The sequence below is a fragment of the Exiguobacterium indicum HHS 31 genome (assembly GCF_001939065.1).
In the GTDB taxonomy this organism is placed as follows: domain Bacteria; phylum Bacillota; class Bacilli; order Exiguobacteriales; family Exiguobacteriaceae; genus Exiguobacterium_A; species Exiguobacterium_A indicum.
In genome coordinates this window covers 60,119-82,405 of record NZ_MPSZ01000002.1, presented here as the reverse complement: position 1 = coordinate 82,405, position 22,287 = coordinate 60,119, and the positions used below count along the sequence as shown (strand labels likewise).

22 protein-coding genes are annotated in these 22,287 nt (G+C 49.0%); 20 read left to right on the top strand and 2 right to left on the bottom strand.

The features are described from left to right. The first annotated feature begins 20 nt into the window (after positions 1-20). From N179_RS08770 to N179_RS08760, 3 genes are all read left to right on the top strand, one after another. Positions 21-755 carry a hypothetical protein gene (locus tag N179_RS08770; protein WP_075642692.1) on the top strand — a complete coding sequence of 245 codons (735 nt, stop codon included), beginning with the start codon at positions 21-23 and terminating at the stop codon, positions 753-755. A gap of 64 nt (positions 756-819) precedes the next feature. After that, complete coding sequence (locus N179_RS08765) at positions 820-1,269, top strand: general stress protein (RefSeq protein ID WP_023466953.1); 450 nt, start codon at positions 820-822, stop codon at positions 1,267-1,269. Positions 1,270-1,297: 28 nt separating this feature from the next. Further along, complete coding sequence (locus tag N179_RS08760) at positions 1,298-1,747, top strand: universal stress protein (protein ID WP_023466954.1); 450 nt, start codon at positions 1,298-1,300, stop codon at positions 1,745-1,747. A 40-nt stretch (positions 1,748-1,787) separates the two neighbouring features. Here N179_RS08760 and N179_RS08755 read toward each other — a convergent pair whose 3' ends face one another. After that, positions 1,788-1,985, bottom strand: a complete 198-nt coding sequence (locus N179_RS08755; RefSeq protein WP_023466956.1) for a hypothetical protein — start codon at positions 1,983-1,985, stop codon at positions 1,788-1,790. A 128-nt stretch (positions 1,986-2,113) separates the two neighbouring features. Here N179_RS08755 and N179_RS08750 point away from each other — a divergent pair, with 128 nt between their 5' ends. The 17 genes from N179_RS08750 (at position 2,114) to N179_RS08675 (ending at position 21,750) form a co-directional block, all read left to right on the top strand. Beyond that, positions 2,114-2,557, top strand: a complete 444-nt coding sequence (locus N179_RS08750) for a MarR family winged helix-turn-helix transcriptional regulator (RefSeq protein ID WP_023466958.1) — start codon at positions 2,114-2,116, stop codon at positions 2,555-2,557. A gap of 31 nt (positions 2,558-2,588) precedes the next feature. Further along, a complete protein-coding gene (locus N179_RS08745) occupies positions 2,589-5,255 on the top strand; it encodes an MMPL family transporter (RefSeq protein ID WP_075642691.1) in 2,667 nt (888 codons plus the stop codon). 84 nt (positions 5,256-5,339) lie between these two features. Beyond that, on the top strand, positions 5,340-6,188 hold the full coding sequence (locus tag N179_RS08740; protein ID WP_075642690.1) for an MBL fold metallo-hydrolase: 849 nt from the start codon (positions 5,340-5,342) through the stop codon (positions 6,186-6,188). A 77-nt stretch (positions 6,189-6,265) separates the two neighbouring features. Then, a complete protein-coding gene (locus N179_RS17240; RefSeq protein ID WP_276327335.1) occupies positions 6,266-6,391 on the top strand; it encodes a hypothetical protein in 126 nt (41 codons plus the stop codon). A gap of 110 nt (positions 6,392-6,501) precedes the next feature. Beyond that, a complete protein-coding gene (locus tag N179_RS08735) occupies positions 6,502-7,206 on the top strand; it encodes a hypothetical protein (protein ID WP_035399056.1) in 705 nt (234 codons plus the stop codon). Positions 7,207-7,316: 110 nt separating this feature from the next. Continuing rightward, positions 7,317-8,477, top strand: coding sequence for an ROK family transcriptional regulator (locus N179_RS08730; protein WP_023466966.1), 1,161 nt, complete (start codon positions 7,317-7,319; stop codon positions 8,475-8,477). A 221-nt stretch (positions 8,478-8,698) separates the two neighbouring features. After that, positions 8,699-9,181, top strand: a complete 483-nt coding sequence (locus N179_RS08725; RefSeq protein ID WP_050678941.1) for a hypothetical protein — start codon at positions 8,699-8,701, stop codon at positions 9,179-9,181. A 29-nt stretch (positions 9,182-9,210) separates the two neighbouring features. Beyond that, the gene (locus N179_RS08720; RefSeq protein WP_075642689.1) at positions 9,211-10,521 is read left to right on the top strand and encodes an ABC transporter substrate-binding protein; all 1,311 of its coding nucleotides are present in this window, start codon (positions 9,211-9,213) and stop codon (positions 10,519-10,521) included. A gap of 72 nt (positions 10,522-10,593) precedes the next feature. Next, a complete protein-coding gene (locus tag N179_RS08715) occupies positions 10,594-11,556 on the top strand; it encodes a carbohydrate ABC transporter permease (RefSeq protein WP_055970127.1) in 963 nt (320 codons plus the stop codon). Positions 11,557-11,569: 13 nt separating this feature from the next. Continuing rightward, complete coding sequence (locus N179_RS08710; RefSeq protein WP_023466970.1) at positions 11,570-12,355, top strand: carbohydrate ABC transporter permease; 786 nt, start codon at positions 11,570-11,572, stop codon at positions 12,353-12,355. A 25-nt stretch (positions 12,356-12,380) separates the two neighbouring features. After that, positions 12,381-14,375 carry a beta-galactosidase gene (locus N179_RS08705; RefSeq protein WP_075642688.1) on the top strand — a complete coding sequence of 665 codons (1,995 nt, stop codon included), beginning with the start codon at positions 12,381-12,383 and terminating at the stop codon, positions 14,373-14,375. 14 nt (positions 14,376-14,389) lie between these two features. Then, positions 14,390-16,513, top strand: coding sequence for an alpha-galactosidase (locus N179_RS08700; RefSeq protein WP_075642687.1), 2,124 nt, complete (start codon positions 14,390-14,392; stop codon positions 16,511-16,513). After that, entirely contained in the window at positions 16,510-17,682 is a 1,173-nt protein-coding gene (locus N179_RS08695; RefSeq protein ID WP_035399048.1) for a galactokinase, read from the top strand. The genes N179_RS08700 and N179_RS08695 overlap by 4 nt, the downstream gene beginning before the upstream one ends. Then, positions 17,683-18,681, top strand: coding sequence for a UDP-glucose 4-epimerase GalE (gene galE / locus N179_RS08690; protein ID WP_075642686.1), 999 nt, complete (start codon positions 17,683-17,685; stop codon positions 18,679-18,681). Positions 18,682-18,711: 30 nt separating this feature from the next. Beyond that, entirely contained in the window at positions 18,712-20,208 is a 1,497-nt protein-coding gene (locus N179_RS08685; RefSeq protein WP_075642685.1) for a UDP-glucose--hexose-1-phosphate uridylyltransferase, read from the top strand. After that, entirely contained in the window at positions 20,205-21,209 is a 1,005-nt protein-coding gene (locus tag N179_RS08680; RefSeq protein ID WP_075642684.1) for an aldose epimerase family protein, read from the top strand. The genes N179_RS08685 and N179_RS08680 overlap by 4 nt, the downstream gene beginning before the upstream one ends. Before the next feature lie 130 nt (positions 21,210-21,339). Beyond that, a complete protein-coding gene (locus N179_RS08675) occupies positions 21,340-21,750 on the top strand; it encodes a VOC family protein (protein WP_058714019.1) in 411 nt (136 codons plus the stop codon). Here N179_RS08675 and N179_RS08670 read toward each other — a convergent pair. Then, positions 21,724-22,224 carry a methylated-DNA--[protein]-cysteine S-methyltransferase gene (locus N179_RS08670; RefSeq protein WP_075642683.1) on the bottom strand — a complete coding sequence of 167 codons (501 nt, stop codon included), beginning with the start codon at positions 22,222-22,224 and terminating at the stop codon, positions 21,724-21,726. The two genes, N179_RS08675 and N179_RS08670, sit on opposite strands and share 27 nt — an antisense overlap. Between the last annotated feature and the right edge of the window lie 63 nt (positions 22,225-22,287).

The window sequence follows — 22,287 nt, the reverse complement described above, 5'->3', positions numbered from 1 at the left end:
ACGAGGAGGTGAAGAGGGACGTGCAGTATTTAACATTTTTACGCTTCATGAATATAGGAGCATTCCTCTTTGCATTGCTAGCGCGCGTCGTTTGGTCAAATCCGGTCACCATTCCTGCGTTGCCTCTTGTTCCAGCATCTTTTTTCGATGCGATTACAGGTGTCGTATTCACGACGTTGTTAATTTGGTGTATTCGACCGGTTCGTGCCTTTCCTGCAGATCGAGAACTGATTGAAGATATCGGAGGATGGCTCGCGTTATCACTCGTGACGCTTGGCGTCAGTAGTATGACCGGACCACCATGGGAACTTGTCTGGACAACGATTTCATTCATTAGTCTGTGCTTAGTTTATATGAAAATTCAACACCATCCGCGACGATCGCCTTGGATGCGCTCTCCGATTTCAGTCCTGCTCGCCTGGATGAGTACGATGTTGTTGATTTTACCATTTCGGATCTTATCCGATTTTCAGTTCACTTCGCTATTTGGTCTTTCCGAACAGCAATGGAGTACGCTCGCACTCGTCGTAGCGATTATCGGAGGACTCTTGTTTGTCATCATTCATTCCGATTGGGTGTTTGGTCTCGCGCTCGTTTGGTATTTGATTGGACTGTTCTTTAACGATCGCCTCGCTCTTGTGCAACAAATCGTAACAGGAATCGGGATCGTATGTGTTTTACTCTTGTGCTATTACGTCTTCTATAAACGGCAACGTCTTTTTCGACAGCAATCGCCGAAGTCTTCTTCATCCTAGTCATGTTTTAGATGAATTTGGGGTATATCTCATATAGTTGTTATAAAAGGGGGAGACGTGTGACATGGGAAAAAAACAATGGATCGGTGTCTATCAAAATGAAACGGATTTGATTCGAAAAATTGAGGATCTACATTTTGCGGGTTATCTAGAAGAAGATTTATATGTCGTGTTACAAGATAAAACCGATATGGCGATGTTACGCGGACAATCAGCGGCGCAACTCGTCTCTGGAAAACGGACGCTGTTTGAGCGATTTACAGGCAAACAGGCTTCGGCTGAGGAAATTCAAACTGCCTTTACGGAACTCGGATTACCGGAGTCGGATATTCGTCAGCATGTCTTACGTGTTCAACAAGGTGAGTATGTCCTGTTAGCAGACGAAGCAGGGGCAACACGTCCTGCGCCGAAACCAAAAAGTATTTTGGAGACAGAGCCAGAAGGAATCGAGGCAGAACGGAAACTCGATCATGAAAACCGCGCCCTCGAAAATGAAAATGACCGGATGCTGTAAGAGAGTCGTGCAGAAAGGATGATTCTTGATGGAGAGCCAGTATCATACGATTTTAGTGGCAGTCGATGGATCAAAGACGGCAGATCTTGCCTTTGAAAAGGCAGTGAAATTCGCCAAACTCGATCATGCCAAACTCGTCATCGCCCATGTCATCGATATTCAGACATTTGCTAATGTACGTGCCAATAAGCGTTTCATTGATCAAAACGTCACGGAATATGCACAAGGACTGCTCGATCGTTACGAGAAGCGGGCACGAGAAGCAGGCGTCGAGACAGTTGAACTGGTCATCGAAAATGGCTCTCCAAAAACATTGATTCCGAAGGTCATCGCACCACGTGTCGGTGCTGGGTTGATTGTCTGTGGGGCGGTCGGGATGAATGCGATGGAACGCATCATGATCGGGAGTGTCTCTGAAAACATCTCCCGTTATGCAAAATGCGATATCTATATCGTCCGTCCGAAAACCTTGAAGTGATATAAAACAGCACACATCGGTTGATGTGTGCTGTTTTATATCATGTTAAAAAATAATAGAAGATGCCTAATAAAATCAAAATGATCGGAAGAAAAATGAAATACATCCAAGACATGTTTTTGGCCGAAGTTTTGTGGTCATACTTTTCTTCTGCTGGTTGCTTGGCAATCCGTAACGTAAAGACAAGACCTACGAGACAGATGACTAACGCAATCCAAAACAAAGTCAACATAAGCATGCTCCTCTCTTCCTTTATCATACAGAAATTGGTCATGTTCTGCATCGGTAAGTTGTGACAGTTTAGAGTTGACAGACTTCTAGTTGAGGGGCTAAACTAACTTTATAAGTTTAGGGGGTAAACTAAAAATGAAAGACAATTTACGTGAAGCAGTCCTCCTGTTTGAAGAAGTCATGATCCACGGAACAGAACGCGTGTTGAAGTCGGTCGAAGCACCCGTTTGGCAAATGTATTCACCGGAACAACTTCATGTGTTGAAGCTCGTCGGAAAATATGGACCGATTTCGTCTGGGCGTCTCGCGGCAGTGCAGGGTGTTCACAAAAGTGCCATCTCGAATCGGCTGAAAAAGTTGACGGAAAAAGGTCTCGTCATCGTCGAACGTCGAGAAGATGACCACCGAACGAAGTACATCTCGTTGACGGAAGCAGGTCGGTTAGTGGCAACTGAAGCAGAGCAAGAAATCTATACGTATCTGGAGAATTTGATTGAAGGAAAGGTCGAGGAAGAAGAAATCATCCAGTTCATCGAAACCTTTAAGAAGATCAAAGAGATTTTGCAGTTGAACGACTAAAGACAGAATCGAAGGAAGAGGAGAATCGGATATGCGACAAATCGTCAAATGGCGTTGGGCAATTCTTGCATTATTGCTTATCGTCACAGTAGGTTTACTATTTACGGCACCAAACTTGGCTAAACAAGCAGAAGAAGCAGGTGCGATTCAGCTTGCAAATGATGCCGATTCACAACGGGCAGCTGACATTTTAGAAAAAGCGGGGGCAAGTGAAGAAACCATTTCTCTCGTCATTCCGCTCAAAGACAAAGTCAGCGATGCCGATCGAACATCGATCGGGCAAATCGTTCAGGATTTAGAAGCACTTGATCGTCCGGTCACGGATGTGCTCGATCCGTTTGAAAACAAAGAGACAGAAGGACAGCTCGTCTCAAAAGACAAAAAGACAGTTCTCGTGCCAATCACGGTCGACGGTTCGCAAGAAGAGATCGTCAAACTGGCAAAACAAATCCGGACGGACCTCTTACCAAAGGATCAAACGATTTATCTAACGGGTGAAGCGTTAATCAATGATGACGTCAATACGAGCTCGCAAGAGGGACTGAAGCGGACGGAACTGATTACGGTCGGATTGATTTTCGGACTGCTTCTGCTCGTCTTCCGTTCAGTCGTCACACCGTTCGTCCCACTCGTTGCAGTTGGGTTTACGTACCTGATCAGCCAATCACTCGTCGCCTTTTTCGTCGATTGGTTCGGCTTCCCAGTATCGAACTATACGCAAATCTTCCTCGTTGCCATCCTGTTCGGGATTGGGACGGACTATTGTATTTTGCTCCTGAGCCGGTATAAGGAAGAGTTGACGGCAGGACACGACGTTGAGACAGCAATCGTCAACACGTATAAGACAGCAGGGCGTACGTTACTAATCAGTGGTCTCGCTGTTCTCGTCGGCTTCTCGGCGATTGGATTTGCGGACTTCCCGATCTTTAAATCGTCGGTCGCAGTTGCAGTCGGGATTGCCGTACTCTTGCTTGTCTTGTTTACACTTGTTCCATTCTTCATGGCGACATTAAAAGAAAAGCTATTCTGGCCATCGAAGAAGGCGGCGAGTCACCAAGACAGTAAACTGTGGGCACAGTATGGTGGATTATCGATTCGTCGCCCGTTGCTTGCGATGATCATCGTTGCGATCATCACGGTCCCGACACTCTTTACGTATGATGATGACCTTTCGTTTAATACCGTCGATGAGATTGGTGCGAAGTATGAGACGGTCAAAGGACTGAATGCGATCTCGGATGGATTTGGTGCAGGTGAGTCGCTCCCGGTCAACGTCATCCTGAAGAGTGACGATGATTTGATTACTGAAAAAACAGTTCCTTATGCGGAACAACTCAGTCGCGAACTGGTGAAGATTGATGGGGTCAAATCGGTTCGTTCGATTTCTCGTCCGACAGGCGAAGTCATCAATGATTTCTACGTCGATCGTCAATTAAAACAAGTTGCTGATGGTATGAAGAAAGCTACCGCCGGCCTCACGGATGTTCAGTCTGGTCTGACGACGGTGGAAGATAATTTGAATGGGATTACAGGACAGCTACCAGCAGGAGACGCGGCTTCAGCAGGTGCGAATCAGTTGCAACAAGCAGCAGACGGACTTGGGCAAATTAACCAACAGTTGACGCTCGTCGGTCAAGGTCTACAATCGACCCAAAACATTCCGCAAACCGTCGGAACGTTGAATGCCTTGTCTGGTCAATTGAGCCAAGTTCAAGCCGGCATCAGTCAAGCAGCAAGTGGGATTGCGTCTCAAGGTGCGCAAGCCGGTCAACTTGGAAGTGGGTTGACTCAACTCGCGGACGGTGTCGGTCAAGCGAACGCAGGATTGACGAAAATTGAAAGTGGTCTTGAAGACATTTCTGATCTTCTGACCGAGATGGGACAAGCGACATCGATTCGGGGGACAGGTGTGTTCGTTCCAAAAGATACGCTGTCGGATAAAGCCTTTAAACCAGCAATTGATCGTTACGCGATCGATCAACAGACGGGATTGAAGTTCGAAGTCATCCTCGAAGATGATCCGTATTCTCCGGAAGCGATTCAAACGGTCGCTGCGATCAAAGAGACGACAGCGAAGACAATCAAAGGGACACCGTTTGAAGACAGCAGTGTTGCATACGGTGGTATCTCAAGTGTCAACAGTGATTTAAATGATACGTCGAAAGCCGATTTCAAACGAACAGTGACGGTCATGCTGATCAGTCTCTTCGTGATTCTAGCAATCATGTTCCGTTCGTTGATCATGCCGTTGTTCATGATCGGTTCGTTATTGCTGACGTATTATACGTCGATGTCGATCGCAGAGCTGATCTTCGTCAACGGACTTGGATATGACGGTATCAGTTGGGCCGTTCCGTTCTTCGGATTCGTCATGTTGATTGCCCTTGGTATCGACTACTCGATTTTCCTCCTCGACCGTTTCCGGGAAGAGACGATCAAGGGACTCGATACGAAGGAAGCGATGTTCCTGTCGATGAAAAAGATGGGATCTGTCATCATCACGGCAGCGATCATCCTCGCAGGAACGTTCGGAGCGATGATGCCGTCTGGTGTCTTGAGTCTCGTTCAAATCGCGACGATCGTCATTACAGGTCTACTCTTATATGGATTGATCGTCTTACCGCTCTTGATTCCAGCGATCACGGTATCGTTTGGCAAAGGGGTCTGGTGGCCGTTTCGACCAAACGCTAAAAAATAAGAACTAACCAGACCGGGTTCGTCTTCTAGATGAACCCGGTTTTGTCATGACGTATACTAAAAGCAGATGATAAGGAGGTAGAGCATGCAACACTTCAAACAACTAACTTCACGGATTTGGTATCAGACACCGGTCAGCGAGACGGACCGCCCGATTCTCGCCGTCGTACGTGGGGAAAAGCATCAATTGATGATCGATGCGGGAAACTCGTCAGCTCATGCATCACTATTCTTAGAAGAAATAAAGAAACACAATCTTGGATCACCTGATTTATTGGCATTGACCCACTGGCACTGGGATCATATTTTTGGGATGAAACATCTCGGTCTGCCGTCAATCGCGACCAAGCAAACGATCGAACGAATGAAGGAGATGCAACCATACGCTTGGACAGATGGAGCGTTACAAGAACGAATGGATCAAGGCATCGAGATTCCGTTTTGTGCGGACGCGATCAAGCTCGAGTTCGGTTCGACACGTGATATCGAAGTCGTTTTACCGACGATCGGCTTTGAAGGACAACTGGATCTTGATTTGGGCGGGGTACACTGTCAGTTGATTGAAGTCGAAAACGATCATTCCCCGGGAAGTCTACTCGTCTACATTCCGGAAGAACGTGTCGTGTTCTTAGGCGACGCGATGTATGCCGATATCTTTTCACCGAAGTGGAATTATACGGTCGAACGGACGACGCGTTTACTAACGACACTCGATCGTTTAGATGCCGACTATTATATCTGGTCGCATGGAGAAGCGATGCCGAAGTCGGAATTTGAAGAAGAGATCAACATGTTGCGTCGAGCCATTCGCGTAACAGAAGCGACCGGAGGGCGACTGAAGGACATGCGGACCTTATATGCAGAAGAGACAGGACGACCGTTGACAGAAGATGAGACCGAAACATTGATTTATTTCGCAAATGGAACGAAATGACAGATCATAACAAGGGATTGGATACGAGACGTCGAAAAAGAGAAGTACTACGAGCTTGTTAAAGGGAGCGGTACTAGATGACGAAGCCAAGATTCGAATGGGATGAAACCGTCGATCGCGTCTTTTTTGGGAAAACGGGCATCTTCTCATTTTTAATCATCGTCGGAGGCATTCTATATCTACTATATGATTTATATCTATAATGACCGGGACGCATGCGTTCCGGTTTTTTGAATTCAGGGGAGTGCACGAAAACCAGATATTGGGTAATAACTTGCGTGAGGCTGTTCGAGAAGGTGAGAGGAGATGTCGGATGAAACGAATTCAAATTGCGGATTTTGATCGACGCATGCCATCGATTGAACTGGTCGAAAAGGATGATCACTATGAAGCGATGCTTGTTCCGAGTTATGACCATACGTATCCTTCGACACAAATCCGGACGATCCGCTTAGCGGATATCTCCGTCAATCTGATTGTGACTCCGCAAGAAACACTGCTTGTTTCTGCGCTTTTTCATAAACCGGTTCAAGTGACGGACATTGTTTCCTGGATGCAGCTGTATACGATTAGTTTTGCCCAGTCGGATGAGACTGGTTATTTCGTCGAACAAGCAGATGAAATTTTAGAAGTCGTCTTGTATCAGAAACATCCGATCGTCATCGCGACACGTGGTCAGGATCGATTGTATTACGATACGACGGGGGCGATTGAAGTCCGACGGGCGATGAATGAATCGGTCGGCGAGCGTCCGTTACTTTATTTGAATGGGGAAGCTTGGTACGGTGTTCCACGTCTGACGTTTAATCGCATGAAGGATGAGTTACACGTCAACGGAACGTTTTTATATGCGGACTATATGGATGCGTATCATGGAAAAATCGGTTTCTTTCGCGAGAATGATCCGTCTCAACCGATCGTCTTGTTAGTCGGTCAAGCTATCGTCGAAATCGAACTGACCGAGAATCCGGACGGTTCACGTGTCTTGATCTTGGAACAACCATACGACGAAGCATGAAAGTGCACAAAAACCGTTCAGCAGATGAACGGTTTTTGTGTGATACCGTGAAATCCCTTACAAAATATGCGAAGATAGTAAAGAGACAGACCAAAGGGGTTGAGGGGGACATGGCGAAAGAAACACCGCGTAATTCTAAATGGATGCGTTCTTATAATCGAGCACTCGTCTTGCGACTGATCCGGATGCATCAACCGATTTCGCGGGTCGAGTTAGCACAACGGACGAACTTGACGAAGCCGACGGTATCAAACATCGTCAGTGAATTGATTGCAGAACAACTCGTGACGGAGCGAGAGCTTGGGGTATCAAATGGGGGACGAAAACCGATCATGCTCGAACTCGTCGCAACAGAGCAATACGTCATCGGCATCGATGCAACAAGTCACCAATTCATCGGTGTCGTTGCGGATTTAAGTGGGAACACGATTCATGAGTCCGAAGCCGTGGGACGCTTTGAGACGAATGAAGAACTGATTGAAGCAATCGGTCGCTTATGCGAGACGTTGATTGCACAGACAAAAGGACGGGGAACGATTCACGGAATCGGCATCTCTGTCCACGGGATGGTCAATCCGGAGACAGGTGTCATTCTTTTTGCTCCACGATTCCATCTGCATGATGTTGAGTTGAAGGTACAACTCGAAGCACGTTTTGACTATCCTGTCTTCATCGAAAATGATGTCCGGGCACTCGCTTCGTTTGAGTTATTGTTCGGTGAAGGCGTCGGGGTCGAACAATTCTTCTATCTCTATGCTGGGGAAGGAATCGGGGGTGCTTATGTGCTCGACGGACAGCTTGTCGACGGACAACATCATATTACGGGAGAGGTCGGACACATGCGCCTTGATCTCGATGGTCCGATTTGCTCGTGTGGGAACCGAGGATGTCTTGAAGCGTTGGCAGGCGAAAAAGCATTGTTACGGGATTATGCTGTCGTTGATCCACAAGTCTCGACGCTTGCTGATTTGCGCAAGCGGTTGAACGAGGGAGACGAGCAGGCGGTTCGTGCGTATGAACGAGCGGGGGAATATATCGGAATCGGAGTCTTGAATACGATTCATCTTTTGAATCCACGCCGGATTTTACTTGGGGGACCGATGTTCGAGCTCGCACCTACGATCGTTGATCAAATCAAGGAACGGGTCGAGCACACGGCGTTGACCGCTGCTTCACGTGAAACCGATGTCAAGATGGTCCCGTGGGGTGAAAAACAGGGAGCGCTCAGTGCTGCGGCCCTTGCAACGAACAGTTTATTTCAAACGATTTAATGAGCCGATTCCGTGTCTTGCGAACCAGCAAGAGATGGAATCGGTTTTGTTATTCAAAAATAATTTAATGAAACCGTTTACAAATTAAAAAGTGATGTGCTATAGTCGATGTAAAGTTAGATAATAAATTTAATTTACTAAGTTCATGGTCAACTAAGTGGAGGTGGATGCAGGTTAGCAGGGGCTAATCAAGCTGAAGCAGGAAAGGGAGGCATCGCGCAATGGAACCATACGATCCATGGGTTTCGTACCGTGAAGCTTTCGGGCGTTACGGAGCAATCCGCGGTTTTTATTTTCATCGGTCGACGCAACAGATGACAGAACAGGGTCCAGGCGATGTCCCGACAGACGAGCAGGATATCGTGCTCGTCCGACCACGACGTGACGGTGTGTTTCAATTCCGGATGTCATCGGTACAAGGGGTCCTGACGATCCGTTCATCCGAGCTACACATTCGAAAAAATGAGAGCGGATACATTGAATTACGCGCACTCATGCAACACATGCGCTCTGCCGGTTGTTTGACGCTCGGTGGGGAGTTATATCTCTTCGTCCGACCGGACGTTGATACGCTGGCGTACCGTCTTCGATTGATTGCCCGCGTATTGATTCAGCTACAGGGAATGCCGATTCAGACGAAAGTGATCGAAGAATGGTGCAAACAAGCACAAATTGAAGGGGAACACGCTAGACGATACGCTTGACTACTTACACATAAAAGGGGAGCTCTTACATGAAATTCAAAAAAACGAAACTCGTTGCTGCAGCATCAGTCCTAACATTATCCGCATTCCTTGCTGCTTGTGGTGGCGAAGACGAGCAACAAACGAAAACGAAAGACGGCAAGACGATCGTCACATGGTGGGGCTGGGCGCCACAACCAGAAGCGGGGAAAGCAGTCGTTGATGCGTTCAACGAATCGCAAGACAAATACGTCGTTCAATTCAAACGCTACAGTGAAGACTATGAAAAACAATTACAAGTCGCGATGTTGTCAGGTAAGGGTCCAGACATCATCGGTCTAAAAGAACCGATGATCCAGCAGTACAAGGATCGTGTCGTACCGGTTGATTCGTACATGGATAAAGCAGCAGGCAAAGGCTGGAAAGACAAGTTCGTCGAGCTTGGAATCGAACAAACGACACTCGACGGTAAACAATATGCAGTGCCAATCGGGTTCACAGGTCAAGCGTACTTGATGTACAACAAGACGATGCTCGACAAATACGGCGTGACACCACCGAAGAACTACAAAGAAACAGTCAGTGCAGTCAAGAAGATCAAAGACTCAGGCGATAAAGTCATCCCACTCATGCTCGGAGCAAAAGATGCGTGGATCGATATCGACGTCTACAACGTCCTCAGTCACCAAGTGGCACCAGGCTACATCCAAAAAGTTCTTTCGGGTGAAGCGAAGTGGACAGACGACGAGATGGTCAAAACAGCGCAAATCTGGCAAGACCTCTTCAAGGATAAAGTCTTCCAAGAAGGTGCACTTGGTCTAGCGACGTACAATGACGGGATGAACCAATTCTTCGATAAAAAAGCAGCGATGTGGGTCATCGGTTCATGGGAAGCACACTCGATGACGACGAAAGAGAAAAAAGAAAAATGGAAAATCGATGATGAGCTCGGATTCGTTCCACTCCCGAACTTAGTAGGCGGAACAGAGCAACCCGTCATCGCATCGATCGACATGGCACTTGGTGTCAACAAAGAGTCAAAACAACAAGAAGGTGCAGCGGAGTTCATCGCCTTCATGAGCCAAGGAAAAGGACAAGAAGTCTACATGGGTGAGTTCGAGATGGCACCTGGAATAAAGGACGTCAAAGTCGATTCAGATGCTGCCTTCACATCGGAAGGTGAAAAAGAGTCGTACAAGATGTTGAACGACACATTAGCAAAAGCGGTTGCTAGCCGTGGTATCCGGGATACGAAATTAAACGATATCCTCGGTAAGGAACTTCAAAACATCGCGACAGGACAAGATCCGAAAGAAGCATTACAACGCGTTCAAGACGCAGCGGATCAATCAGCGAAATAAGACTCGACAGTGAAGTGGTACGCCTGCGTGCCACTTCCTGATTTTTGGACTTGAGGAAAGTGGGGAATCCATATGCAGACAGAGCGACAGGAATTGCCGATTAAACCAAAAGCAGAACCGCTCCAGCCGGTAGCGACACGTACGCCTGCGCCAAAGAAGAAAAAGAACATGAAGCGGAACATGGTCGGATGGGCTTTCGTTGCCCCGATCGTCTTGTTCGTTGTCAGCTTCATCTATTATGGGATCTTCTATAACGCCTATAACTCGTTCTTCTCGTGGGACGGAATCTCGTTTGACAAAGCGTTCGTCGGACTCGACAACTATGCTGAGATGTTCCAAGATCCAGACTTCTATCTCTCGCTGAAGAATACGTTCATCTTCACGATTTTAACAGTCACGATCCAAGCCGGTATCGGTCTTGTCTTGGCGTACTTCCTGCATACACCGGGACCATTGCGGACGGCGATGAAGTCGGTCTTCTTCTTCCCGGTCGTCTTGAGCCCTGTCGTACTCGGTGCGGCATTCTCACAAATCTATGATTTCCAGTTTGGTTACATCAATGAGTTCCTCCGTGCGATTGGTCTCGGTAGCTTCGAACAGAACTGGCTCGGTGATCCGGACATCGCGCTTTATTCCGTCATTGCAATCAACATCTTCCAGTGGACGGGTTCTTCAATGGTCATGTACTACATGGCGATGTTGACGATTGAGAAGGAAATCTTCGAAGCAGCAAAAATCGATGGAGCTGGATTCTTCCGGACACTGTGGAGCATCGTCTTCCCGAACTTGAAAGGAACGACGTTCACACTTTCGATCCTCGGTGTCATCGGTGGTCTGAAGACGTTTGACTTAGTCTGGATCACGACAGCCGGCGGACCGGGATCGTCGACGGAGTTCATTTCGACTTATCTATTCCGGAAATCGATGTTGCAACAGGAAGTCGGTTACTCGAGTGCTGTTGCCATCATCCTATTGACGATTGCCCTGCTCATCACGTACTTCCAATTGCGCGTACAAAAGAAAATGGATAACTAAGGAGGAACGACCCATGGATGTAGAATCTAAAAAAAGCCGCTGGATGATCAACCTTGTATTGGTGCTGGCATCAATCGTCTGGTTATTCCCGATTTTCGTCATGTTCAAAGAGAGTCTCCGAATCAATGGATTCGACAACTATATCGCGACACTACAAAACCCGAACTTCCCAACGTTCGTCTTCAACAGTTTCTTCGTTGCCTTCTTCATGATCATCATCTCGATCACGATTCTGGCATTCGCGGCGTTTGCCTTCTCGAAACTTGAGTTTGCTGGAAAACGCCTGTTGTTCAACATGGTCTTAGCGGGTCTGATGTTACCCGTCGCTTCGATGATCGTTCCATTGTTCTTCACGCTCCGTTCGTTTGACGGACTGAACAACCACTGGGGACTGATCGGAGCGGAAGTTGCGTTCTTCTTACCATTCGGTCTAATGCTCATCAAAGGATACTTTGATGAACTACCAAACGAACTGATGGAAGCGGCGTATATCGATGGGGCGACGATTCTTGAAGTGTTCTTCAAAGTCATGCTACCACTCGCAAAACCAGCGCTCGCAACAGCTTTAATCTATGCGTTCCTTAACTCATGGAACGAATACTTGATGGTTCTTACGTTCATGACGGATCCTGCCTATCAGACAGTGACGATGGCACCAAGTTTCTTCAAGGATGCGCTCGGTGGGGATCCAGGAAAAATCTACGCATCACTTGTTTTGATCAGTTTACCGACGATGATCTTCTATATCTTCTTCCAACGTTTCTTCCAAAAAGGAATGACGGCGGGTGCAGTAAAATAATTGTTTTTGCGTAAGGGGGAGCACAATGTATTTAGGAGTCGATTATTATCCAGAACAAACACCACGAGCACTATGGGAGGAAGACTTCCGACTGATGAAGGAACTTGGCGTCAACGTCGTTCGTCTCGCGGAATTCGCTTGGTCGATGATGGAGCCGGAAGAAGGCGTCTATGACTTCAGCTTTTGGGATGACGTCATCGAACGCTTGAGTGCGGAAGGATTCGATATCGTACTCGGAACACCAACTGCGACACCACCGGCTTGGTTATGTACGAAGTATCCAGAAATCTTACCGGTCGATGAGAACGGTGTGACGATCAGCTTTGGTGCCCGTCGCCATTATACGGTCCACAGCGAAACGTACCAGCGTCTATCCGTCAAGATCACGGAAGAGATGGCGAAACGCTACGGTCAACATCCTCGTGTCATCGGGTGGCAAACGGATAATGAATACGGGCATGAGAAATCGGATCGTTCTTACGGTGATGTCGACCGCACTGCTTTTCAGCGTTGGTTAGAAAATCGTTACGGAACGCTCGATGCCTTGAACGAAGCGTGGGGAACCGTCTTCTGGAGTCAGACGTACACGGCGTGGGAGCAAATCCCGGTACCGCGTAAAGTCTATCAGGAACACAACCCATCACTGCTCGTCGACTTCGATCGCTTCTGTGCCGACGGCTATACGTACTACAACAAATTACAAGTCGATGTCTTACGTCGCTACATTCCAGAGAACGTCTTCATCACGCACAACCTGGTCTACAGTGACATGGCGGTCAATCAGCAACAAATGGCGCAAGACCTTGATTACGTGGCGTTCGATAACTACCCAGTCTGGGGTGGACTACCTGAGCCGAACCGGTTCGAGAAGATGGCGAGTGATCACGATCTTTGCCGCTCTTCGAAGCAAGGAAAAGGGTTCTGGGTCATGGAGCAATTGAGTGGCGCACAGGGCTGGAGCAAAATCGGTTACTTGCCACGACCAGGACACATTCGCCTCTGGACGTACCAAGCGGTCGCGCGGGGAGCAGAAGCGATTGTCTACTTCCGCTTCCGGGCTGCTCATTTCGGAACAGAGGAGTTCTGTCACGGTATCATCGATCATGATGGCAAACCGAAACGGAAATTCGAAGAAGTCAAGCAGATCATGACGGAACTGAATACGTATGGCGATGAGATCAACGCGAGCCGTTACGACGCGAAAGTCGGTGTCTATTTCGATCAAGAAAACGTCTGGGCGTGGACACACCAGCCACACAGTGATGCGTTTGATTTCCGGACGGAGTTCGTCCGCTTCTATGGTGGAGCGGTTCGTCAACAAGTCGCAACCGACATCGTCTTCCCAGGTGATGATCTATCTCGTTATAAACTGATCATCGTTCCGCTCTATTTCTTGACGAATCCAACGTTCGATGACGCCTTGATTGCGTACATGGAACAAGGCGGTCACGTCATCTTCACGTACCGGACAGGCGTGAAGGATGCACGGAATCATGTCGTACCGACGACGTTACCAGGTAAGTTCGCACCGTATGCGGGCATCGAGATCGATGAATACGAGTCACTCCAATCCGTTCAGCAACATCAGGTGGCAGGCATCGGCGAGATGGCAGGACAATCCTCAACAGCCCGCCTCTGGTGTGATCTCATCACACCAACGACAGCGGAGACGCTCGCTGTTTATAAAGATACGTTCTACGAGGGTGTAGCGGCTGTGACGCGCAATGCCTATAAAGGAATGATTACCTACATCGGCTCATCGATTGATGACGCGATGATCGATACGATTTACCGTCAAGCGTTCACGGAGGCCGGCATCGAGATGATCGAGGCGCCGGATCAAGTCGAAATCGTGCGTCGTCACGGCGAAAAACGCGATTTCCTCTTCTTGATGAACCATGACACGAAAGAAGCACGGGACGTTAACTTGGACGGCACATATAAAGTATTGACAGATGAAGAGACATATCGTGGAACGGTCCGGCTCGCACCACTCGAGACACTGATTCTGACGACGTAAGGAGGAAGAGAACCATGGCAATCTTTGAAGTAGCAGGACGTCGTTTCGTCGTCGAAGGGAAACGGGTCGCTCACGTCGTGACGGTCGGTGCGAACGGTAAGCTGATTCACACCTATTTCGGTGCCAAGTTACCATACCGGGATGATTATAAAGCGTTACCGAATCCAGTCGTCGCGCACAGTTCGTTTGAATCACCAGACGGCGTCGCGACGTACGATTTCGTACCATTCGGCGAGATGTTGTATACGGAGCCAACTTTGAAATCGGAACGAGAGGATGGACAGCGGATTCACCAGTTCCAGTTTGAGCGCTCCGAACAGACGGAAACGAAATTGACACTCTGGCTGTTTGATCCCTTGCAGGAGATGCGTGTCGGGGTTCAGTACGAAGTGTTCGCTGATTACGACATCATCGGTCGTTCGATTGTCGTTGAAAACACAGGTCGATTACCTGTTCGTTTAACAGCAGCCCAGTCCTTTGCGATGGGACGCTGGCATCAACCGAATTTAAAACTGCATCACTTCGCTGGCATGTGGACAGGTGAGTTCAAGAAACAGATCACACCAGTGACACCAGGGCGCCAGACGATTGAAAGTCGACGTGGAGTGACAAGTCACCAAGCGAACCCTTGGTTCGCACTCGAGCAGGACGCGACAGAAGATGGCGGTGAAGTCGTCTACGGACATTTTGCTTATTCCGGTAACTGGGCGATTCACGTCGAACAAGATGCGTTCGGTTTCGTTCAGCTATCAGGTGGCATGAATCCGTTTGACTTCAGTTGGAAACTATCACATCAACAACAGTTGACGACACCAACGTTCTACATCGGCTATGCGGACGGTTTCGCGGATATGAGCGCCCATGCGCATGCCTTTCAGCGTGACGTCATCATGCCACGTGCGACCGATCGTCCGGTTCTTTATAACTCATGGGAAGCGACGTATTTCGATGTCACGGAATCTGGTCAACGTGAACTCGTTGATCTGGCAGCAGGAATCGGCTGTGAACTGTTCGTCGTCGATGACGGGTGGTTCGGTGAACGCCATACCGATCAAGCGGGACTCGGTGACTGGCATGTCAATCGAGAAAAGTTCCCGAACGGTCTTCAGCCTTTGATCTCGTATGTGAAACAACAAGGGTTACAATTCGGTCTGTGGGTCGAACCGGAGATGGTCAATCCGGATTCTGATCTATACCGGGCGCATCCAGACTGGATTTACCATGCGCGCGATGCGGTTCGGACGACGTCACGGAATCAATACGTCTTAAACCTCGGATTACCAGAAGTCGAGCAATTCATTCTCGAGATGATGGACGACTTGCTGACGCGTCACGCGATCGACTACATCAAATGGGACATGAACCGCGCCTTTTCAGAACCAGGTGTTCCAAAAGACCAGACGGATCGCCAACAGGAATTATGGAAACGTCACGTCGATGCGTTGTACCGAATCTTTGATGAATTACGTCGCTTGCATCCGACGGTCGACTTTGAAGCCTGTGCAGGTGGTGGCGGACGGATTGACCTTGGAATCCTCTCACGGACGGAACAAGTCTGGACGAGTGATAACACCGATCCACTCGATCGCTTACAAATTCAGTACGACTTCTCGTATGCTTACAATGCGAAAATGATGAGCTGTTGGGTGACGGACGGACCGAACTGGTTAAATGGACGCAACGTACCGCTTGCAACACGCTTTGTCTCCTCGATGCAAGGCACACTCGGCATCGGTGGTAACTTAAGCGAATGGTCAACGGATGAACTTGCGGAAGCAAAAGGCTGGATCGAGACATATCAAGCGATTCGTCCGACGATTCAACGCGGTATCCAGTATCGCTTATCTGCTTTTACACAACAGACGCCAAGCGTCATGCAGTATACATCAGAAGAAGAAACGGTCCTACTTGCGATCGCGCCACTTCGACAATACGGAACACATCAGTATCACTTCAAGCTAAAAGGACTCGACCCAGCAATGCGTTATCAAGTCGAGGACCGGACGTTAAGCGGCGCTTACTTGATGCAGCAAGGCTTGACATTCTCATACACGACGGACTATGAAGCCCGCTGCTTGCGGATTCAGCCAGTCCACCGTGCGCTCTCACTACTCGAATCAAAGGAGACGATCGTATGACAGACCAGACGTTAGAAGAACAATTTGAACAGCGGTTTGGCTTACCGTCGACGCATCGCTTCTTTGCACCAGGACGGATCAACTTAATCGGCGAACATACGGATTACAATGGCGGTCACGTCTTTCCATGTGCGTTGACGTTCGGTACGCATGCGATCGCACGAAAACGAGACGATCAACGCTTCCGCTTCTACTCACTGAATTTCGAGCAAGACGGCATCATCGAAGTCGCGCTCGACGAACTTGCGTATGACGCGACGCACGGTTGGGCGAACTATGCGAAGGGTATGATTACAGTCTTACAGGAAGCAGGATACCGAATCGATACGGGATGTGACATCCTGATTCAAGGTGACATCCCGAACGGGGCAGGTCTTTCATCATCGGCTTCGCTTGAACTCGTCATTGGTGTCTTGCTCGATCGATTATACGGATTAGAGATTCCACGTCTTGATCTCGTCCGGTTCGGTCAACAAGTCGAAAACCGTTATATTGGCGTCAACAGTGGCATCATGGATCAATTTGCGATCGGTATGGGAAAAGCAGGAGCGGGATTGTTGCTCGATTGTGAGACGCTCGATTATACGTATGCCCCACTCGATTTGACAGGATATACGATCATCATCATGAATACGAACAAACGCCGTGAACTAGCGGATTCAAAATACAATGAACGCCGTGCAGAGTGTGAAGCAGCACTCGCTTATCTCAATCAATTCACGCCACGGGAAGCACTCGGACAATGGACGACGTCAGAATTCGCAAAAGTGGCGTGGGAAGAAGAAATCTTGATGCGTCGCGCTCGCCATGCGATTTCAGAAAATGAACGAACGCTTCAGGCGCTAGCGGCACTCGAAGCGGGAGAACTGACGACGTTCGGTCAGTTGATGAATGCGTCACACGTCTCGTTACGGGAAGATTATGAAGTGACAGGGATTGAACTCGATACACTCGTCGAAGCCGCTTGGGAGCAACCGGGCGTACTCGGCGCACGGATGACAGGTGCTGGTTTTGGTGGCTGTGCGATTGCGATCGTTGAAGACGAGGTAGTCGATGCGTTCAAACAATCTGTCGGCGAACACTATGAAGCACGGATCGGATACCCGGCGACGTTCTATACGGCGACGGTCGGTGACGGAGCACGTGAAATCGAACGGGAGGTCATCTAAATGGCAACGTTAGTCGTAGGTGGAGCTGGTTATATCGGCTCCCATGCCGTCTATCAATTGATTGATGCCGGAAAGGATGTCGTCGTCATCGACCATCTGCAATCCGGTCATCGTGAAGCGGTTCACCCGCAAGCACGTTTATATGAAGGAGATATACGCGATCGTGCTTTTCTCGATCGCGTCTTTACGGAAGAGACGATTGAACAAGTCGTTCATTTCGCTGCTTTTTCACTTGTCGGCGAGTCGATGACGGAACCATTACGCTACTTTGATAACAACGTTTACGGGACACAAGTGTTGCTCGAAGCGATGATTGCTCACGACATCAAACAAATTGTCTTCTCTTCGACGGCAGCGACATACGGTGAACAGGAACAGATGCCGATTCTCGAAACAGCGGAAACGAGTCCGACGAATGCATATGGCGAGACGAAGTTGATGATGGAGAAGATGATGCGCTGGTCTGAACAAGCGTATGGCTTACGTTACGTTGCGTTACGTTACTTCAATGTCGCCGGTGCACGGGCGACAGGTGAGATCGGGGAAGACCATACACCAGAAACACATTTGATTCCGCTCGTCCTTGAAGTCGCCAACCGACAACGGGCAGAAATTTCGATCTATGGCGATGATTATCCAACGCCGGATGGCACATGCATTCGTGATTACATCCATGTTGAAGACTTGATCGATGCCCATGTACGAGCACTTGATTATTTAGCGGACGGCAACGACAGCGCAGTCTTTAACCTCGGTTCAAGCCAAGGGTTTTCCGTGCGGGAAATCATCGAGGCAGCCCGTCGCGTGACGGGACACCCGATTCCGGAACGCATCATTGAACGTCGTGCAGGGGATCCGAGTATCTTAATCGCTGGATCCGCCAAAGCAAAAGAAGTCCTCGGCTGGACGCCACAACGCACCGACATCGAAACAATCATTCGTGATGCTTGGAATTGGCATGCGCACAACCCAGAAGGATACCGGACGAGCGTTCGTTAATAGAGAGACAGAAAGAGGAGAGTGACGGCGATGAATGAACTCATCCAACAGTTAGTAGCACAAGCGATCCAGGAACGCTTGATTGAACCGGAAGATGCGATCTATGCCCGAAATCGAATTCTAGCACAAATTGGTCAAGCCGATTATGAAGAACAGGCAGACGTACCATCACGTCCAATTCCGGATATTTTGGACGACATGATTGAAGTGTTGATCACAAGCGGACAGCTACCGGCGCGCCTTGAGGATAAAGAACAGTTTGCTGCAGACGTGATGGATGTCTTCGTCGCCCGTCCGTCTGACGTGACAGCGACATTCCGGCGTCTGTACGCTGAATCACCAGTAGCGGCGACGGATTACTTTTATCAACTCAGCCAAGCGAGTAACTACATCCAAACAAAACGAATTGCTAAGAATAAACGCTATCAAGCGGATACGGCTTACGGGACGATTGATGTCACGATCAACTTATCGAAGCCGGAAAAAGATCCACGTGAAATTGCGGCAGCTCGAACGGAGGTACCAACGACATCGAACTATCCAACGTGTCTGTTGTGCGTCGAAAACGTCGGCTACGCGGGGCGTGCGAATCATCCAGCCCGTGCGAACCACCGGATTGTTCCGTTGACACTGACGGAAGAATCGTGGGCATTGCAGTATTCACCATACGTCTATTACAACGAACATAGCATCATCTTGTCGCAGGAACATCGTGACATGGTCATCAATCGGGATGCGTTTGCACGTCTGCTCGCCTTCGTCGAGCAGTTCCCACATTACTTTGCTGGTTCGAATGCGGACCTGCCGATCGTCGGTGGATCGATTCTGACGCATGATCATTATCAAGGTGGACGCTATACGTTTGCGATGGACCGGGCAAACGCATTAACATCCTTTACGTTCCCGGATCAGCCGACAGTCACTGGCGAAACCTTACACTGGCCACTGAGTGTGTTGCGTCTGAAGAGTGAAGATGCGTCGGCACTACTCGATGCTGCGACGACCGTTTATGAGACGTGGTTGACGTATACGGATGAGAGTCAAGAGATCCGTTCACATACTAGTGAGACGCGACACAATACAGTGACGCCGATTGCCCGTCAACGTGATGGACAATTCGAGCTCGATCTCGTCTTACGGAACAACCGGACGTCAGCAGAACATCCGGACGGTATTTTCCATACGCATGCCGATATTCACCACATCAAGCGGGAAAATATCGGTTTGATCGAAGTGATGGGACTGGCGGTCTTACCGGCACGCCTGCTCCAAGAGTTGCAACAGGTCGAACAGTTCATTACAGGTGAAGTCGACGAAGTAGCTGTCGCTCATGCTGACTGGGCGCAAGAACTAAAACAAGCGTATGACGGTCAAGATGTCACAATGTACGTCGAGCAAGCAGTCGCTGCGAAATTCGTACGTGGTCTCGAAGACTGTGGCGTCTTTAAACAGACGGAAGAAGGTCAGACGGCGTTCGGACGATTCGTTCAACTCGTGACGCGCCAACCGGTGGAGGAACAACGATGACACAACTACTTGAGAAAGAATTGATCCGACATACGTTACGTCAGGAAGGCATCGAAGTGACGCTCTGGAACTACGGTGGCATCATCCAAAATATCCGGACGACCGATCGGGATGGTCATTTGGAAAGTGTCGTCCTCGGTCTTGAGACGGTAGAAGAGTATCAACAGCACTCGCCTTACTTCGGGGCAATCGTCGGACGCGTCGCTGGTCGAATCGGACAGGCACGCTTCGAAGTAGCGGAAGAGGTCTATCCGCTCGTCGCAAACGACGGTGCGAATCATCTGCATGGGGGGATTCACGGATTCGATCAAGCATGGTTCGATGTCATCGAAGCGACGGATACATTGTTTCATTTGCGTTTGAACAGTCCGGATGGAGAAGAAGGGTATCCGGGAACGGTCACACTCGACGTGCATTATCGATTAGAGGGAACGACATTGACGCTTGAGATGACAGCCGTGACGGATCAGACGACACCCCTCAATCTAACGAACCATACGTACTTCAACTTATCGGGAAATGCAAAGCGAGACGTGCTAGATCACGTCTTGACGTTACCAAGCGACTGCTACTTACCGGTCCAGCCAGACGGCTTACCGACAGGGGAACAACGGGATGTCTCCGGAACCCCGTTTGATTTCCGTAACGGTCAGTCGATTCGTGATGGGATTACGCTTGATCATTCCGAGACGATTGCTGTTGGAAATGGCTATGATCATCCCTTCGTATTGCGGGATGACACACTTCGACTTGAAGATCCGGTGTCCGGTCGTTTCGTCGACGTGACAACGAATCAACCTGCAGTCGTACTCTATACCGGAACGCAACTGCTGACCGATTATACGGTTCATGGTGTTACTGCTCGACCATCACTTGGTTTATGCCTTGAAGCACAAGTGCATCCGAATGCAGTCCATGAATCTGATTTTCCATCAATCTTGTTGTCACCAGGTGAGACCTATCACTGGAAAACAGCTTATCGCTTTGGTGTAGTGTCTTAATGGATTCGAAGAAGAAGCCCCATTTTCCATGTTCGGTTGGACAGGAAAGTGGGGCTTTTTGTGTATAGAAGGAAATCGGGAAGAAAAGTGCGAAAGGTGATACTAAACCATAATGAAAGGAGGGCTTTCCATGCAGTATGCCGCTACTCCTTGTCTCGTTTTTTCGGGACAAGCCAAGCAGGCGATCGTGTACTACGAAAACGTATTTGCGATGACACGTCGGCGTATCATAATGGATGAAGCAGGAGATACCGTCTACCACGCGCATTTATCCAATGGGGCGTTTGAATTGATGCTCTGGGACGAGAGTGACGCACCGAATACCTCTTCTTCGCTCCATCTGTTGTTGACTTTTACGTCGCTTGAAGAGCTCGAGCAAGTGTATCTGCAATTAACGACAGACGGTCAAATCGTCACACCCCTTGCGGTAGCAGACTTTGGAGGTTGGTATGCGCAAGTCCGCGACCCGTTCGGGATTCTGTTCGCTCTATCTTTCAGCGAAGAGGGACGAGAATCAGAGGCGTTGCTCGAGCGCGAGTAGTGTCCGCTTCATATTCAGACCGCCATGATAGCCGAGTAGATCGCCTTTTTTGCCAATGATCCGGTGACACGGAATCGCGAGCAGTAATCGATTTTTCCCGATTGCCGTGCCAATCGCGCGAGTCGCGTTCGGTCGAAAGAGACGTTCCGCGATATCGGAGTAGGTGGCGGTTTGACCGTACGGTACCGCGCGTAGAGCATGCCAGACTTCAAGTTGGAACGGGGTACCGACTGGTGCGATTGGAAAGGACAGTGTCGTCGACTGTTGATTCAGATAAGCCAGTAGCTGTTCCGTATACGGGGCAAGCGCGGTATCAGAAGCAATCCGATCGGCTCGGGGGAAGTGTTTCCGCGACCAGTCGTCGAATAAATCCTCCGGTTCATCCCAAGCGCCAACATAACAGAGACCATCTGCTGTAGCAGCGACCGGAAACGTATGCGTATTCCAGTGCAAACGAGTGAAGTACAGTTCCATGACATGTTTTCCTTTCTACGCGAAATGAAGTGATGAATCCAAAAGAGGTGCTTCTGACGCAGA

Excerpts from the sequence above, each read along its gene's own strand:
- N179_RS08680 (WP_075642684.1), top strand. The coding sequence starts at position 20,205 with ATGACACAACTACTTGAGAAAGAATTGATCCGACATACGTTACGTCAG.
- N179_RS08750 (WP_023466958.1), top strand. The coding sequence starts at position 2,114 with ATGAAAGACAATTTACGTGAAGCAGTCCTCCTGTTTGAAGAAGTCATG.
- N179_RS08760 (WP_023466954.1), top strand. The coding sequence starts at position 1,298 with ATGGAGAGCCAGTATCATACGATTTTAGTGGCAGTCGATGGATCAAAG.
- N179_RS08700 (WP_075642687.1), top strand. The coding sequence starts at position 14,390 with ATGGCAATCTTTGAAGTAGCAGGACGTCGTTTCGTCGTCGAAGGGAAA.
- galE (WP_075642686.1), top strand. The coding sequence starts at position 17,683 with ATGGCAACGTTAGTCGTAGGTGGAGCTGGTTATATCGGCTCCCATGCC.
- N179_RS08740 (WP_075642690.1), top strand. The coding sequence starts at position 5,340 with ATGCAACACTTCAAACAACTAACTTCACGGATTTGGTATCAGACACCG.
- N179_RS08735 (WP_035399056.1), top strand. The coding sequence starts at position 6,502 with ATGAAACGAATTCAAATTGCGGATTTTGATCGACGCATGCCATCGATT.
- N179_RS08765 (WP_023466953.1), top strand. The coding sequence starts at position 820 with ATGGGAAAAAAACAATGGATCGGTGTCTATCAAAATGAAACGGATTTG.
- N179_RS08745 (WP_075642691.1), top strand. The coding sequence starts at position 2,589 with ATGCGACAAATCGTCAAATGGCGTTGGGCAATTCTTGCATTATTGCTT.
- N179_RS08675 (WP_058714019.1), top strand. The coding sequence starts at position 21,340 with ATGCAGTATGCCGCTACTCCTTGTCTCGTTTTTTCGGGACAAGCCAAG.
- N179_RS08725 (WP_050678941.1), top strand. The coding sequence starts at position 8,699 with ATGGAACCATACGATCCATGGGTTTCGTACCGTGAAGCTTTCGGGCGT.
- N179_RS08730 (WP_023466966.1), top strand. The coding sequence starts at position 7,317 with ATGGCGAAAGAAACACCGCGTAATTCTAAATGGATGCGTTCTTATAAT.
- N179_RS08695 (WP_035399048.1), top strand. The coding sequence starts at position 16,510 with ATGACAGACCAGACGTTAGAAGAACAATTTGAACAGCGGTTTGGCTTA.
- N179_RS08715 (WP_055970127.1), top strand. The coding sequence starts at position 10,594 with ATGCAGACAGAGCGACAGGAATTGCCGATTAAACCAAAAGCAGAACCG.
- N179_RS08710 (WP_023466970.1), top strand. The coding sequence starts at position 11,570 with ATGGATGTAGAATCTAAAAAAAGCCGCTGGATGATCAACCTTGTATTG.
- N179_RS17240 (WP_276327335.1), top strand. The coding sequence starts at position 6,266 with ATGACGAAGCCAAGATTCGAATGGGATGAAACCGTCGATCGCGTCTTT.
- N179_RS08685 (WP_075642685.1), top strand. The coding sequence starts at position 18,712 with ATGAATGAACTCATCCAACAGTTAGTAGCACAAGCGATCCAGGAACGC.
- N179_RS08670 (WP_075642683.1), bottom strand. The coding sequence starts at position 22,224 with ATGGAACTGTACTTCACTCGTTTGCACTGGAATACGCATACGTTTCCG.
- N179_RS08755 (WP_023466956.1), bottom strand. The coding sequence starts at position 1,985 with ATGCTTATGTTGACTTTGTTTTGGATTGCGTTAGTCATCTGTCTCGTA.
- N179_RS08720 (WP_075642689.1), top strand. The coding sequence starts at position 9,211 with ATGAAATTCAAAAAAACGAAACTCGTTGCTGCAGCATCAGTCCTAACA.
- N179_RS08705 (WP_075642688.1), top strand. The coding sequence starts at position 12,381 with ATGTATTTAGGAGTCGATTATTATCCAGAACAAACACCACGAGCACTA.